Source organism: Parapedobacter lycopersici (assembly GCF_024643285.1).
GTDB classification, from domain to species: Bacteria; Bacteroidota; Bacteroidia; order Sphingobacteriales; family Sphingobacteriaceae; genus Parapedobacter; species Parapedobacter lycopersici.
In genome coordinates this window covers 1-16,712 of record NZ_JAMSLW010000009.1, presented here as the reverse complement: position 1 = coordinate 16,712, position 16,712 = coordinate 1, and the positions used below count along the sequence as shown (strand labels likewise).

The 16,712-nt window shown below is 54.1% G+C and carries 9 protein-coding genes; all 9 read left to right on the top strand.

Going from position 1 to position 16,712, the window contains the following annotated elements; all coding sequences use genetic code 11:
* The first annotated feature begins 138 nt into the window (after window positions 1-138).
* The gene (locus tag NEV57_RS15575) at window positions 139-3,450 is read left to right on the top strand and encodes a SusC/RagA family TonB-linked outer membrane protein (protein WP_257659278.1); all 3,312 of its coding nucleotides are present in this window, start codon (window positions 139-141) and stop codon (window positions 3,448-3,450) included.
* Window positions 3,451-3,483: 33 nt separating this feature from the next.
* The gene (locus NEV57_RS15570; protein ID WP_257659277.1) at window positions 3,484-5,100 is read left to right on the top strand and encodes a SusD/RagB family nutrient-binding outer membrane lipoprotein; all 1,617 of its coding nucleotides are present in this window, start codon (window positions 3,484-3,486) and stop codon (window positions 5,098-5,100) included.
* 179 nt (window positions 5,101-5,279) lie between these two features.
* Complete coding sequence (locus NEV57_RS15565) at window positions 5,280-6,428, top strand: mannonate dehydratase (protein WP_257659276.1); 1,149 nt, start codon at window positions 5,280-5,282, stop codon at window positions 6,426-6,428.
* An 18-nt stretch (window positions 6,429-6,446) separates the two neighbouring features.
* Window positions 6,447-7,571: a mannonate dehydratase gene (locus NEV57_RS15560; RefSeq protein ID WP_257659275.1), complete on the top strand. Its 1,125-nt coding sequence runs from the start codon at window positions 6,447-6,449 to the stop codon at window positions 7,569-7,571.
* Window positions 7,572-7,692: 121 nt separating this feature from the next.
* Window positions 7,693-11,160, top strand: coding sequence for a SusC/RagA family TonB-linked outer membrane protein (locus tag NEV57_RS15555; RefSeq protein WP_257659274.1), 3,468 nt, complete (start codon window positions 7,693-7,695; stop codon window positions 11,158-11,160).
* 43 nt (window positions 11,161-11,203) lie between these two features.
* On the top strand, window positions 11,204-12,748 hold the full coding sequence (locus NEV57_RS15550; RefSeq protein WP_257659273.1) for a RagB/SusD family nutrient uptake outer membrane protein: 1,545 nt from the start codon (window positions 11,204-11,206) through the stop codon (window positions 12,746-12,748).
* A gap of 28 nt (window positions 12,749-12,776) precedes the next feature.
* Window positions 12,777-14,984 carry an outer membrane protein assembly factor BamB family protein gene (locus NEV57_RS15545; RefSeq protein WP_257659272.1) on the top strand — a complete coding sequence of 736 codons (2,208 nt, stop codon included), beginning with the start codon at window positions 12,777-12,779 and terminating at the stop codon, window positions 14,982-14,984.
* 49 nt (window positions 14,985-15,033) lie between these two features.
* Complete coding sequence (locus NEV57_RS15540) at window positions 15,034-15,966, top strand: RraA family protein (RefSeq protein WP_257659271.1); 933 nt, start codon at window positions 15,034-15,036, stop codon at window positions 15,964-15,966.
* A 272-nt stretch (window positions 15,967-16,238) separates the two neighbouring features.
* On the top strand, window positions 16,239-16,712 hold a 474-nt coding region (locus NEV57_RS15535; RefSeq protein ID WP_257659270.1), incomplete at its 3' end, for a FecR family protein.

Sequence of the window (16,712 nt, the reverse complement as noted above, 5' to 3'; positions counted from 1 at the left end):
ATGGGTAAGGTACCCTTATCCGATTTTCTAACAATAAAAACCAAAGTTATGAAAAGAGAACTATGCAAACAAGTTCTTTATAATCACTTCTTTAGCCAATTTAAACGATTTATTTTCTTGTTAAACCAAACGGTCCTTTTGACGCTTCTATTGACGTTGAATGTGACGGCCAAGAGCTATTCCCAGGGGGAGAAGATTGACCTGGCTGTTGAGGACGTCAAGCTGAAGCTGGTTTTTCCGATGCTGGAGGAGCGCGGGAAGATCCGGCTGATGTACAGCGAGGAAGGCGGCGCGCTCGAAAAATTGGTTACGCTGGAAGTTACGGACACCCCGGTACTGACGGTATTGGACATGCTGCTAACCAACACCAACCTCGAATACCGTGAGCTGAATGACAACCTGGTCGTGGTCAGGAACAGGGCCGTCCAGCAGGACATTACCGTACGCGGCGTGGTCCGGGATACGGATGGACAGCCGCTGACGGGCGTCAGCGTGATGGTAAAAGGAACAACGCGGGGGGCAAGCACCGATGGAGCAGGTAATTTTGCCATTGCGGCACCTGCCGATGGCACGCTTATCTTCTCGTATATCGGCTATAAGACCAGCGAAGTGGCTGTTAATGCACAGGCATCGATCACCGTCACCCTCGAGGGCGACGCCCAGGCGCTGGGCGAGGTGGTCGTCACCGCGCTGGGCATTACCCGGGAACGGAAATCGCTGAGTTACTCGGTAACCGAGGTGGCCGGAGAGGACCTGTCCAAAGCCCGGGAAATCAACCTGGGAAATGCGCTGACGGGCCGGGTAGCAGGGCTTAATGCAACGAGCACCTCAACCGGACCAGGTGGGTCCACGCGGATCGTTATCCGCGGTAACGGCTCACTGAATGGCGATAACCAGCCGCTGATTGTCGTAAACGGTATCCCGATCGATAATTCAAACCAGGGCTCGCCGGGCACTTATGGCGGCACCGATAGGGGTGACGGATTATCCAGCATCAACCCGGATGATATTGAAAGTATTTCCGTATTGAAAGGCGGTACGGCTGCGGCGCTTTATGGCTCGCGCGCGGCCAACGGGGTGATCCTGATCACGACCAAGTCGGGGCAGGCCCGCCAGGGGATCGGCGTGGAATACAATACCACCTATACCCTCGAAACCCCGCGCGACCTGCTGGATTGGCAATATGAATACGGTGCCGGAACGCGGGGCGAAAAGCCGGACTCCCAGGCCGAGGCGATTGCCAACGGGCGCATGTCGTGGGGCGCACCGCTCGACGGTTCCATGGTAATGCAACCCGACGGGCAGGAGCGGCCCTATGTAGCCCAATCCGATAACATAGGGAATTTCTATAATACCGGCAGCACGTTCAGCAATACGGTGGCGCTGGTGGGCGGCAATGAATCCGTTAATTTCCGGTTTTCGGCCGCGAATGTCGACAATAAGGGAATTGTGCCCAACAATTCCCTGAACATGAAGACCTTTAATTTAAGCGTGAATGCCAACCTGGCCGATAAGATCTCATTTGAGGGGCGGGCGCAGTACGGCATACAGGAAAATAAGAACCGCCCGCGCCCGGGCGATTTCGACCGGAACGTGAACACCGGCGTACAGGTGGTGGCCAACAGTATTGATGTGCGTACCCTGGCCCCCGGGTTTGATCCGGCGACGGGGAACGAATTTGTCTGGAGTGATTATATCTACGTAACAAACCCCTATTTCGTTATCAATAAAGTGCGGAACGGCGATACCCGTAAACGGTTCATGGGCTCTTTTGTTGCCCGCTACCATTTTACAGATTACCTGTATGCATCGGGCCGGGTGGGGATAGACCGTTTCAATTTTGATGCATTTGATATTATTCCGTCCGGTATTGCCTTTAATAACCGCGGACAGATGTCGACCAACCAGAACGATCGCCAGGAAGTGAATGGCGAGGTGATCCTGGGGCTGGATAAAACCTTCGGCCGTTTCTCGGTCAATGCATTGGTCGGCGGTAACCAGATGCGCAGCACCATTCAGGGAATCGGCCTGAACAGCGGCCAGTTTAACGTGCCGTTCCAGTATTTCATCGGGAACGGAAGCGCCCAGAATTTCAATCAGAATTACAGCCAGCGGGCAATCAATTCTCTCTTCGGCTCCGCGGATATCGGTTATAATGGTTACCTGTACCTGACACTGACCGCAAGGCAGGACTGGTTTTCTACGCTGGCAGCAGACAATAACAGTTTGCTCTATCCGTCGGTGGGACTGACGTTCGTTGCATCGGATGCCTGGGGCAGTCGCCCCGAATGGCTGAACTTCCTGAAATTGCGGGGTTCATGGGCGCAGGTGGGCGGCGGTGCGCCGGACCCCTATGGGCTGGACCTCACCTATAGCAATTCCGCGCAGCAATACATTAACGGTGCGACACTGATGACCATCAACGGAAGCACCATTCCCAACGCGTTGAAGCCCTATACGTCGACGACCACGGAATTCGGCGTTGAGGGGCGTATCTTCAATAGCCGGCTGGGCGTGGACCTGACGGTGTACGACCGGACGACGACCAATGACATCGTAAATGCGTCCGTACCGATTTCATCCGGCTATGGCAGCGTTGCCATGAACGTGGGGCAGATTCAAAACCGCGGGATTGAATTGCTGTTAACGGGTACGCCGGTGCAAAGGACCAATTTTGACTGGGATGTCGCCTTAAACATGGCCTATAATAAAAACACGGTGCTGAAAATTGCCGATGGATTGACCTCGCTGTACCTGCCCGGTGCAACCACCCGGACGCTGAATGGATGGGTTTACCATTTTGAAGGTGAACCTTTCGGATTAATCGCCGGGAACCGGGCAGCCCGCAACGAAAACGGGGAAATCGTTTACAATAGCGCAACGGGCATTCCGATTCAGGGGCCGCTGGAAATTTTAGGACAGGGTGTGCCTCCGCTGACACTCGGGCTGAGCAATAGCTTCCGCTACAAATCTTTTAACATGAGTGTGCTGGTCGACGGAAAATTCGGCGGTTCGATTTACTCGGCTACCAATGCTTACGGCACGCAGTTCGGGCTGGACAAGCGCACGGTGGAAAACGGGGTCAGGGAAAATGGCGTGCAGGTGTCCGGGGTCGACCAGGAGGGCAACCCCTATTCCGGCACCGTAACCGCGCAGACCTATTATTCGACGATCTGGTCGACACTGACCGACCAGTTTGTCACCGACGCCGATTTCATCAAGCTGCGTTCCATTACGCTGGGTTATTCGCTGCCGGCCCGTTTACTGGAGAAAACACCCATTCAGGCAGCCAATATCTCATTTGTGGCCCGCAACCTGTTTCTGCTGTTGAACAAGGCACGGAATATCGATCCGGAATCGAGCTACAGCAATGGAAATGCCCAGGGGCTGGAAAACTTCGGCTTGCCGACGGTGCGCAGCTATGGGTTGAATTTATCAGTCAGGTTCTAACGAGAAAAAGGAATGACGCTCAACAAAACGACCATGAAATACACTATAAAAAAAATAAGCTCAGCGCTGATGCTGGGAAGTTTAGCTGTGCTGCTGCTCGCGTCGTGCGACAAAGGGTTTGAAGACATGAACCGAAACCCGAATGCCTATACGGAACCGGTTATCGGAAATCTGTTTACGACCAGCATCGTCCGTACGGCAGGTACGGGAACCAACGACCGGAACCGGACCAATATCAAGTACTTTGCGGGTACCATGCAGTACATGGCCTCGCTGGGAACCAACTGGTCCGGTGACAAGAATTTTGAAAACGGCCAGTTCGGCGATCTCTTTTTTGAGATTTACAACTCCCACCTGCCCGAGCTGCAGGAGGCCATCGCCTTCACGGAAGGAAATCCGGAGCTGGTCAACCACCACGCCATGGCCAGCATCTGGCGGGTTTATGTGCTGCACCGGGTCACCGATATATATGGCGATGTGCCTTACACCGAAGCCGGCCAGGGATATATCAATCAGGTTCACAAGCCCAAATACGACAAGCAATCGGATATTTACCCCGATATGCTGGCTAAACTGGAAACCGCGATTAACCAGCTGGACCCATCGAAACCGACGTTCGGAATCAACGATGTACTTTACGAGGGCAATACGGGTAAATGGAAAACATTTGGTTATTCGCTGATGCTAAGGCTGGGCATGCGGCTGACCCAGGTGGATCCGGCACTCTCCCGGCAGTGGGTGGAAAAGGCGATCGCCGGAGGAGTGATGACCAGTAACGACGACATTGCCAAAGTAGACCATACCGCAGGCAATGGCAATACACAGAATTGGGACGCCTTTGAATTAAAACGGGAAAGCCTGCCCGAGTCCAATGCAGGCAAGGGCCCGGTGAAGCTGGCCAAGACATTAATTGACGCCCTTCAGGAGGGGAACGACCCACGGCTGCCATTTTATGCAACGCTGTGGGAGGGCAATATTCTTTCCCAGCAGACCGCGAAGCTCCCGGCCACCACCAACCCGGCCATACAACGGGGGCTGCCCAATGGGTACGATGCCAATTCGATTTCGGATGCGATTCCCGGTTTCAGCAACGATATGCTTGTGGAGTTTTCGGAGCCGAATACGGCAACCCTCGCCAGTCTGGATGCGCCGTCCATGATACTGACCTACTCCGAGGTGGAATTCCTGCTGGCCGAAGCCGCACTGCGGGGCTGGGGCCCCGGTACCGCAGCGGAACACTACAACAAAGCCATTGCCGCCAATATGCAGTCGACCAGCTTATACCCCGTCGTTACGCTGTCGGGTGGAAGCAGCGTGATTTCCCAATCGGCCATTGACACGTACCTGGCCGCGCATGCGCTGAATACGGGCGGTTCTTTTGATGCGCAGATGGAGCAGATCTATACACAGTTCTGGTTAGCGCATTTTATGTATTATGATAATTTTGAAGCATTTTCTACCTGGCGCCGTACGGGTTATCCGGACCTGGTGCCAACCAATTACCCGGGTAATTTTACCGGCGGAACACACATGCTCCGCCTGCGTTACCCGATTGATGAGGCCACACTGAATACCGAAAATTACAATGCCGCCGTTGCCAACCAGGGGCCGGACTTATATACGACACCTGTTTGGTGGGACGTGGATTAAAGAATTAGTTAGTAGTTAGTTAGTTGGGGATGGCTTGTCCTGGGCAAGGCCCAGGCAAGACCATCTTTTAAGATGAACACTGAAATTCAATAGCCGTGAAACCGTCGTGATTTACAACATTCACAGCGAATGATGATTAATCATGACAGCTTCATTACCAATTATAAACAACTATTCCAATGAAAGACAACCGAAGAGAATTTATCAAGAAAGGGGCATCGATGGCGGCTGCGCTGTCGGTAGCGGGACTGAGCTCCTGCGCGCCTTCCGGAACAGGTGATCACGCGGCGTCCACCGCCGGTGCGCCTGTCGAATGGCCGGTAATTGCAGGTCCTGACGCACCAAAGATGTGCCTGGGATGTTCGTCGAACGCGACAGCGGCCGAAATGCGGAAAATAAAGCAATTGGGCGTAGACCATGTGTTGATGGGCGGGCCGCCGATTCCCTGGACGGTGGAGGGACTGCGCGGTATTATGGACCGTTTCAAGGCGGCGGGACTGACCGTGATCAATATGATGATCGGCGGCCATCCCAATACGATCTATGGCCGGGAGGGACGCGATGAGGAAATCAAGCATATTCAGGACTCCCTGCGGGCTGCGGGCCAGGCGGGGCTTCCCGTGGTGGAATATAATTTCTATGCGCATCGGTTAATGGCCGGTTACTATGGGGTAGAAGGCCGTGGCGGGGCGGGGATTACGGCGTTCGATTACGCCCGGGCGGCGGACATACCCAGCGATCCCGAACCACAGACGGCCGAAATGCTGTGGGATAACCTCACTTATTTTCTGAATGCCGTGATTCCCGTAGCGGAGGAAGCCGGTGTGCGGATGGCATTGCATCCGAATGACCCGCCGATTCCCATTGCCCACGGCCACGAACAGATCATGGCCCGGTTTGAAGACTGGAAACGCCTGATCTCTATCGTGGATAGTCCGGCTAACGGAATGACCTACGACTGCGGGGTGTCACGCGAGCTGGGCGAAGATCCCCTGGAAGTGCTGGAATACCTCGGATCACGCGATCGCATCAACCACATGCACTACCGTAACGTAATCGTGGAAAAACCCTATGAAAAATACCAGGAAGTCTTTATGGATGAGGGCCAGGTAAACATGTTTGAGGTCATGCGCGGCGTCATGAAACTGGGGTACAAGTTCGGTGTTTATCCGGAGCATCCGCGGGCGCTGGACTACGACAAAGAACACCCGGCAGGTGTGCCTGATTTTTATCCCAACGGGGGCGGATATGCGGCGGAGGCGTACAATGTGGCCTATACCAGGGCAATGATGCAGGCCGTGGGTTCACTAGACGGCAGCAGCAAATAGCCACCATAATCCTATAAAATGAAAGCTAACAGAAGAACCTTTATCAAAACAAGCGCGTCGCTTGCCGCAGCGTTGTCTGTGGGCGGGATGCATGCTGCCTGTGTTGATGCAGAAACCAGGCAGGCAGCAAAAGAAGTGGAACGGGACGCCGGAATGAAATTTGCCCTGATGATGGGGCCTACGTCTCCCCGCGTCCCTTACGCCCGGCAAATGGATGTGTTGCATGCCGTATCCGGCGTACAGCGTATCGACGGACTGGATCCATGGGATCCGAAAGCCATTGCAGCGACCAAGGCCGCATGGGAAAAGGAGGGGATGAAATGGACGGTGGTGGAAGGCCCCCCTTCCCTGGGAACACTGACCAAACTGGGGCTACCGGGGCGTGATGAGGAAATTGCGCATTTCATTACGTTCATGAAGAACCTGAAACAGCATGGCGACGTGGATGTGATCTGTTATAACTGGATGCCGGTAATCAGCTGGGCGCGTACCACCATGGACCGTCCGGGAAGGGGAGGTGCGCTGGTAACGTCTTTCAATAATGAAGATATCAAGAACCGGCCGTTAACGGAATATGGGGAGGTATCGAAGGAAACGCTTTGGGATACGCTGGAATATTTCTTGAAAGCCGTAGTGCCGGAGGCAGAGAAAATCGGGATGAATCTCTCCCTGCATCCCGACGATCCCCAGGTAGATAGCATCCAGGGTATTTCGCGTATCATGAATACGGTCGAAAATTTTGACAGGATGCTTAACCTGGTGCCGAGTAAATATAGCGGACTGACCATGTGCCAGGGCAATTTTGCCCTGATGGGTGCGGATATACCTGCCCTGATCAGGCGGTGGGGAAATGACGGCAAAATCAATTTTGTCCATTTCCGAAACGTCCAGGAGCTCAGTGGGGTGTTGCCGAGTACCGCATTTACCGAAACTTTCCATGATGAAGGACAGATTGATATGTACGAAGCGATGAAGGCCTATCACGATATCGGATTCAGGGGGACCATCCGGCCCGATCACGTGCCTACCATGGCCGGGGAGGAAAATACACGCCCCGGTTACATGACGCTGGGTACGCTTTATGCGATCGGGTATATGCGCGGACTCGCGGAATCCATCAGTAAGCAGGCCGGTAAAACATAGTCGCCAATTTCGGCGCGGTATTAAAAATGAGAAGTGCGCGAACACTTCTCATCCAAATTCTTCAAGGGGTAAGTACATACCGCACCTTCTGAATTTCCTGTAACCAATAATAACCAAAACTATGAAAAAAGAGGAACTATACCAACCGGTCCTTTACCATCAACTGTTTACGCTGGTTAAACGAAAGATTTACTTATTGAACTACACTGTTATCCTTACCTTGTTATTAACGTGGAACGTAACGGCAAAAACGTATTCTCAAGGAGAAAAAATCGATCTGCTCGTCCACGATATGCAATTGAAAAAGGTGCTTCCGATACTGGAACAGAAAGGGAAAATCCGCCTGATGTACAGTGAAGAGGGCGAAGTACTGGACAAACCGGTCAGCATCGAAGTCAGGAACACCCCCGTTTTGGATGTACTGGCACGGCTGCTGGAAAACAGCGGACTCCAATACCGCGAATTGAAAAGCGGCCTGTTCGTGATCCTGGACAGGGAGGAAGCCGCATGGCAGAATCCGGTCCGGGGGACGGTCCGTGACGGGAACGGACAGCCGCTGGCCGGGGTCAGTGTGAAGGTAACCGGTATCGACGGAGGTACTGCCACGGACGCCAAAGGCCAGTTTGCCATTGATGTGCCCGAAAACGGTACGCTGGTGCTGTCTTATGTGGGCTACCTGACGCAGGAAGTTCCGGTAAATGCCCAGACGACCATTGACATTGTGCTTGAAGAGGATGCATATGCCCTCAGTGAGGTGGTGGTCATCGGCTACGGAACGACGACAAAGAGCGACCTTACCGGTTCGGTAAGTTCCGTGAGTGCCGAGGACATTGAAAAAATGCCGGTTACTACTGTCGATCAGGCGCTTCAGGGCCGTTCGGCGGGTGTGCAGGTGATGAGCAACGACGGCTCGCCGGGGGCTAATATATCGGTCCAGATCCGGGGAGTGGGTTCATTTGGCAACACCTCACCGCTGTATGTGGTGGATGGCTATCCGATTTCCGGCGGCCTTGCCAGTATTAATCCGGCGGACATCCAATCCATTGATGTATTGAAAGATGCCTCCGCCGCGGCCATTTACGGTAACCGTGCCTCCAATGGCGTGGTCATCATTACCACAAAACGGGGCAGCAATCAGGGCGGGGTCCAAATCTCGATCGATGCCAATACATCCTTTCAGTCCGAACCGGAACGCTACAGCATGATGACGGCCGAACAGTTTGTTACCGCAGCGAAGACGGTGGTGGAAACCGACGCGTACAACGCGCTGCAGGAATGGATCGATAACCCCGCATCGTCATTCCGGAATATCGACTGGCAGGATGCATTTTACAAGACGGGGCTGCGGCAGAATTACAGCCTTGCCCTCCGCGGCGGCGGTCCGCAGGTGCAGTCGGCCTTCTCCGTCGGTTATTTCAAACACGACGGGATCGTGCGGTTTTCGGGTTTCGAACGCTATAATGCCGGCCTGAACCTGGATTATACACCGTTTACCTGGCTGAAGGCGACAACAAGCGTGAAGTACGCGCACAGCAACCGCGATGCACGTGCGGCCAACCTGGGATCGTTTCTTTTCCTGATCCCGACGATGACCGGCCGGCCGGGTGTGGATCAGATCAAGGACGGGAACGGCATTTATGGTTATTATGCACTGGGCCAGCAGGCGACGGGCTCGGGCCAGACAAACCTGTATGCCGACCTGGAACAGCGTCAGGTAGACCGGCCGAGCAACTACCTGTTGACGACGGCTGCCCTCGAAGCTACGCTGTTGCCGGGATTGAAGGCAAAGACAAATTTCGGGGTCAATACCAGCAATTTCTCATCGCTTACGTTTAATCCCGCGCACGACCGCAGCCTGAATGCACCGTTATCCAGTTTTGACCAAAGCGTAAGTACCACGGCGGAATGGCTGTGGGAAAATACGCTGTCCTACACCAAGGCGTTCGGGCGGCATAACATCGATGTGGTCGGCGGGATCTCCGCACAGCAGAATAAATTCCGCATGTCGGGCGTCAATGGGAACGGTTCCATCAGTAACGACGTGATCAGCGGCAGCAACGGGAACCTGACCGTGATCAATTCGACCACAGGGTATACCGAACTGTGGTCGCTGGCCTCCCAGTTTGGCCGGCTGACCTATAAATTTGCGGATCGGTATATTTTTACCGGTACCATACGCCGCGACGGCTCTTCACGGTTCGGTGACGGCCAGAAATGGGGGATTTTCCCTTCGCTGTCCGTTGCGTGGCGGCTTAAGGAAGAAGCGTTCCTCCGCGACGTGGAAGCCATCAGCGACCTCAAGTTAAGGGCGAGCTGGGGTAAGGCCGGTAACCAGGATGTACCGCTCTTTGCCTATCAGGGGCCATATACCCCGGGGCCGTCGGCCAACGACAACCGCGGGTATGTCTTCGGCCGGGATAAGGCATACTATCCCGGTCTCGTGCTGGATGCATTGCCGAACCCGAACCTGACCTGGGAAAAAAATACGCAGACGGATATCGGACTCGACCTTTCCCTGTTTAACAACCATGTTCATTTTACTGCGGACTACTACAAAAGGGTGTCGTCGGACTTCTTGCTGAATGTGGATGTGCCTGCACAGACCGGCTTCGCTGCGGCACAGCGCAATGTCGGTGAAATGCAGAACGAAGGGGTGGAACTGGCCATCCAGTACCGGAGCGACCAGCATCCGTTCAAATGGAGTATCGGAATCAACGGGTCGACCATCAAAAATAAGATCAACAGCTATGCGGAAGGACTTACCCAGATGTACAACCAAAATCAGCTCGGCTTCCGGAATTATGGGGGAAACCAATGGACACAGTACAGCCTGTCGCAGGTTGGGGGTGTTATCGGGGCGTTTTATGGCTTTAAGACCGATGGTATTTTCCAGGACCGCACGGAAATCGATGCGCTGAATGCCGCCGCCGTGGAACGCTATGGCGAGGGCGCCTATTACCAGGTGTCCACGACTTCGCCGGGCGACCGGAAATTCGTAGACCTGAACGGCGACGGGCGCATCACCGACGACGACCGCATGATTATCGGTAATCCATTGCCGAAATTCTTCGGCGGTATCACCTTTGACGGATCGTATAAGCAATTTGATTTCAGTGTATTCGTATACGCTTCGATCGGAAATGAAATTTTAAATTATTCACGGAGAAACCTGGAAAACTTTGATGCCGCCGCAGGCGTGGGGCTTCAGAATTTTGGGACAGATTTTTACAATAACCACTGGACATCGGAGAACCATTCCACAACCTATCCCCGGCTGGTCGCGTACGACCAGAACGGGAATAACCGGGTTTCGGACGCCTATGTGGAAGACGGGAGCTTTGCCCGGCTGAAGAACGTGCAGGTAGGTTATACACTGCCCGAGACCATTGCGAAATCCATTCGCATGAGCCGGCTGCGGATTTATGTGAGTGCACAGAACCTGTTTACGCTGACTAATTACTCGGGCCTGGATCCGGAAATCGGCAATATTGGGGCAGCAAGCGGGAATAACGCGAATGCAACCGGCGTAGACCTGGGTAATTATCCCACCAGCCAGTTTTTTACACTGGGCCTGAATGTCGGCTTTTAAATGCATCCGCTTATTGTAGTTATTCAGTGAAATATCAAGTATTATGAAAAAAATAAATCGATATATCTGCATACTGGCACTGGCCATTGCTTTACTGCTGCCAACGGGCTGTGGCAAGGATTTTCTGGAGCAGCAGAACACCCGGGAAGCCACCGAAGGATCGTTGTTTAAAACCGCCGAGGACGCACTGAAACTGGTCGCGGGAATTTATGACACCTTCCACAATAACGATTTTCTGATCAAATCCATTTGGTACCAGGCGAACTTCCTGACCCAGGATTATCAAAACTGGGGATCGGACAGCTTTTTTGCTACCTATGAGATCCCTACCTCATTCGACGCGCTCCGTGTATTCTGGGAGCGTTCCTATCAGGGCATTGCCCGGGCCAATTCGGCCATACAGATCCTGGAACGGATGAAAAACGACGGCGTAATTACCGCTGAGCTGGCGGGCCGCTTAACCGGGGAAGCGTATTTTCTGCGCGGCGTATTTTATTATTACATGGCTACCGTGTTCGGCGGTGTTCCGCTGGAGCTTGAACTCGTTACCGACGATGGCCGGCATCCCCGGAATACACAGGAAGAAGTGTTTACTTCGGTAGTCAATGACATGACTACGGCCGCAGGCCTGTTGCAGTGGCCATCCGAAATGGCGCTGGCAGATGTGGGACGCGCCACAAAGGGTGCGGCATATGCTTACCTGGGCGACGCCCTGATGTGGCTCGGGCAATACGATGAAGCCGTGGATGCATTCGATATGCTGGAAGGTCATTACCAGCTGGAACCGGATTTTATGGACATCCATGATTTCGATAATCAAAACGGTCCGGAGGTCATTTTTTCCATTCAGTATATCGAATCGGCAAACATGAATAACCCGACCAATGACACCCAGTGGCTGTCGGCGTTCTGTATGCCGGAGGAGATCACCACGATGGGTTATTCCTATGTACATCCCAAATATTATACTTCCTTCGAAGCAGGTGATGAACGGCGGCGGGCTACGGTAATCGGGCCGGGGGAAACCCATCCGGATCCAAAGATCAATATCTCGGAATACCCCAATGTCATTGCCCGGTATGGCGGCATCAATACCGTGGGAACCGCTGACAAGCCCTGGAAAGGCCAGGACGGGCAGCGGTCGGGTTACTTTTCGGTTAAAACCTGGCGGGATCCGTATGTCAACGGCCGGGCCGGTGAACCCGGGCAGAATGCGTACCAGTACAGCTCATTTAACCAGATCCTGATGCGGTATGGCGGCATCCTGCTGTCGAAGGCGGAGGCGCTTTTCAAAAGCGGGAACGAAGGGGAAGCCTGGAATATCGTGAATAATATCATCCGCGACCGGGCTAACCTCGGCCCTGTGGGCGGTGATTTTATGACTGCGGTAACCAATGAGTACCGTCACGAGCTCGGTGGGGAGTACGGGGTGTTCTTTTACATCAGGCGGCAGGGGGAGGGAGAAGCCTCCAAATTCGTAAAGACACATTACGGCATTACCATTCCGCCCGGCCATGAGCTAATGCCCATTCCGATCACGGCCATCGGTGCAAATTCAAAACTGGAACAGAACGACGGATACAAATAGGGTTTAGCAGACAAACGGGAAATAAGCAATGCAATTAATAAAAGGGATTTCAAAATTACTGACGGCCGCAGTTCTGCTTGCGATGGGGTGCGCCGATTCAAACGAACAAAGAAATGAAAAGACAGGTGAAAACTGGCCCGTTTACGGGGGCAATAATGCAGGTAACCGCTATTCGCCGCTTACCCAGATTAATAAAAATAACGTGGGCTATCTGGAAGTGGCCTGGACGTATGATACCGGGGAAAATAACAATTCATCCGAACGGGGGTATGAAATCCAGTGCCAACCCATTATTGTTGATGGCATATTGTACGGTACAACGCCGCAGCTGAAAGCCTTCGCCATCAAAGCGGACACGGGGGAAGAGCTATGGAAGTTCGATCCCTTTGAAGACCTGGATCCGCAGTACCACCAAAACCGGGGCGTCAGCTACTGGCGCGACGGTGATGATGAACGGATCCTGTATACTGCCGGGTCTTCCTTGTTTGCATTGGATGCGAAAACAGGCACACCGGTCGAAGGCTTCGGAACGGGGGGCAGGGTTAGTCTGTATGTGGGGCTGGACACGAACCTTGACCATGATATCAGCGGGTTGATGGCCATTGCGACAACTCCCGGTGCGGTTTATAAGGACCTGCTGATTATGGGGTCACGGGTGTCGGAATTCGGCGATGCATTACCCGGGCACGTGCGGGCATTTGATATCCGCACGGGCGAAATGCGCTGGGTTTTCCATACCATCCCCCAGCCGGGGGAATACGGGTACGAAACCTGGCCGGAGAACGCCTACAAGTATATGGGCGGCGCCAACAACTGGTCGGGCATGGTATTGGACGCCCAACGGGGCACGGTATTCCTGGGTACCGGTTCACCCGCTACGGATTTCTACGGCGGGGGCCGGCATGGGGAGAACCTGTTTGGCAATTGTATCCTTGCGCTGGATGCCGAAACGGGCAAACGGAAATGGCATTTCCAGACGATCCATCACGACCTCTGGGATCGGGATATTCCAAACCCGCCGAACCTGATTACCGTGAACCACGATGGAAAACGGATAGCTGCCGTGGCGCAGGCCACTAAAGACGGACTGATCTATGTGCTGGACCGCGACACCGGGGAGCCGCTGTTTCCCGTGGAGGAACGTCCTGTTCCGCTGGATGGAGCCGTTCCCGGTGAGGCACCCTGGCCTACGCAGCCCTATCCGCTGAAGCCCGAACCCTTTGCCCGCCAGTATTTCAAGGAGGAGGATATCAATGACCTGACACCGGGGGCATATGACGCCGTGCGGAAACGTTTTCTTGAAACCCGCTCGGGAAATAAGTATATTCCGCCAAGTATCGAGGGCACCCTGGTGTTCCACATCGGCGGCGGTGCGGAATGGGGTGGCACAGCGGCCGATCCGGAGGGTGTCTTTTATGTTAATTCCAATGAGATGCCCTGGGACCTGCGTATGATGGACCTTTCTACCAGTCTCCGCGAACGGGAAAAATCCCTGGCCGCGCGCGGCGAGGCGCTTTACATGACCAACTGTGCCTCGTGCCACGGGGCCGACCTGAAAGGGAGCGGAACCCGGTATCCGGCACTGGCTGATATCGGCAAGCGGATGGACCGCGAAGCGGCGTTGCAGGTCATCGAAGCAGGCAGCGGCATGATGCCTTCGTTCAAGCACCTTCCGGAATTCCGGAAGAATGCGATACTCAGCTATTTGTTCCACACGGATGAAAAGGTAGATTTGCATAACGCGAATGAATTGTCGGCAGCTGCCGACAGCTCGAATTTCCCTTATGTGGCACCCTGGGTGAATAACGGGCAGGTACAGTTCCGCACGCCTGATGGGTATCCCGGTGTAAAGCCACCCTGGGGTACGCTCAATGCGGTAGACTTAAATACCGGGGAATATCTATGGAAGGTGCCGTTGGGTGAATTTCCGGAGCTGAAAGAACAGGGTATTCCGCCAACGGGTACGGAAAACCACGGCGGCCCCATTGTAACGGCGGGCGGACTGCTGTTCATCGGAGCCACGCAGGATGAGCTGTTCCGGGCGTTTGATAAAAGTACCGGAGAAGTGCTCTGGGAGTACCGGCTGCCGGCCGGCGGTTTTGCCACCCCGGCGACTTACGAAGTCAATGGCACGCAATACGTGGTCATTGCGGCAGGTGGAACCAAGTACGGACTCAAACCGGGCGGAACCTACGTGGCATTTGCCCTGTCGGATAACGCCCCGGGAGGTAAATAGAAAAGCCGATTATTGCAGAAACCAATCTTTTTAACAAATTATATAACCCATGAAAAATCTCATTTTACTGATTACCGCAATCCTTGTTTCAGGCAGCCTGTTTGGGCAGCGGCCTGGTGTCGGCGCCTCCCCTGAATATATCCAGTCGCTTACCTCGCAATGGCAGGGTGAGCGTTTTGCCGATGGCCGGCCCCATGTGCCGGATGTCATGCTCCAACGCCTGGAAAAATGTACACTGGAACAGATCTGGGGGTATCTTGGCGCAAGAGGCTACCGTAACCAGGTAGCAAAAGACTGGCTGATGCTGAATCCCGGCGAAACGATGGTCGGCCGGGTGGTGACGGCCCGGTTTGTGCCTGCACGGCCCGACCTGGACAGCCTCGTAAAAGCCGAGGGAAAGGCCGAGGGCCGGTCGCAGAGCGGCGGGATTAACATCTGGCCGATTGATATCCTGACGAAGGGCGATGTTTATGTGGCCGATGGTTTTGGTAAGGTAAAGGATGGTACATTGATCGGTTCGAGCCTGGGCAATGCCATCTATGGCAAAACGGGCAAAGGCGTGGTCTTTGACGGTTCGATCCGTGATATGCAGGAACTGAAGGAAACCGAAGGGTTCAATGCCTGGATCAAGGGCCACGATCCGTCGTACATTAAAGACATGACGCCGATTTCCATCAATGCGCCAATCCGTGTCGGCGAGGCGACGGTATTCCCGGGCGACGTGGTATTTGCCAATGACTACGGCGTGGTGTTCATTCCCGCCCACCTGGTGGCCGGGCTGGTCGTGTCTTCCGAATTGACGGCTTTGCGCGACGAATTCGAACGGTTTTTACTCCGCCAGTCGAAATACCCTTCGGGTGAAATTCATGGGGACTGGAGCGACAAGATCAAGGACGAGTTCAGGGCCTGGGTTGCGGAATATCCGTCCGAATTGACGGTAAGCAAAGAGGATATCGAAAAGTACCTGCGTCCCCGGCGCTAAGGACCGTTTACCTGCGGGGGGCGCAGCTGCTGCGCTGTACCTCCCGCTGTTGTCATTATTTTATACGTTAGGGTTGAAAAAAGGTCCGCAATGTGAGGCAGCCTCCTTGCATGCGGCCTTTTTATATCGGCATTTCAGGCAGTAGTGCCGCCGATTCGATGGATCAGCATAAAAAAATACCAATTTCCATTAGGGAATTTCCGGCTAATTATTGTCATATATACAAAGGCCCGAATTATAATTATAAGCCGAGGGGGTGTCTTTTAAATTTTATGGATGAGAAAAGGATCGTTGCATTGCTGGCACGCAGGGCAGCAGGAGAGCTGAGTGCTTCGGAGGACAGGGAGCTTTCGGAGCTGCTGTTGTCGCACCCGGACGGGGTTTATTACGAGGAGTTTGTCCGGGAGCTTTGGCAGTTCGGCGGAGGTACAGCCGGCGCCGGCGGGGATTATTATTCGCGGCACCTGGAGCGTCATTCGGGGGCGCTTGATTTTTCGGAGGGGGGTGTTTCGCGGGGATACGGTGTTTTCCGGCCGGCTGTGCTGGTGATTGTTCTTGTACTTGTTTTGGGGTTTGGGTGGTGGTTTCTGCGTGATTCTGCGGATGCTGTTCCGGATCAGATCGAGATTGTTTCGGAGCGTGGTGTTCGCAAGCAGCTGGTTCTTCCTGACGGGACGAAGGTTTGGCTGAACGCGGACAGTCGGCTGGTATACGACGGGACGCTTGAGACGGGGAGCACGCGGAAT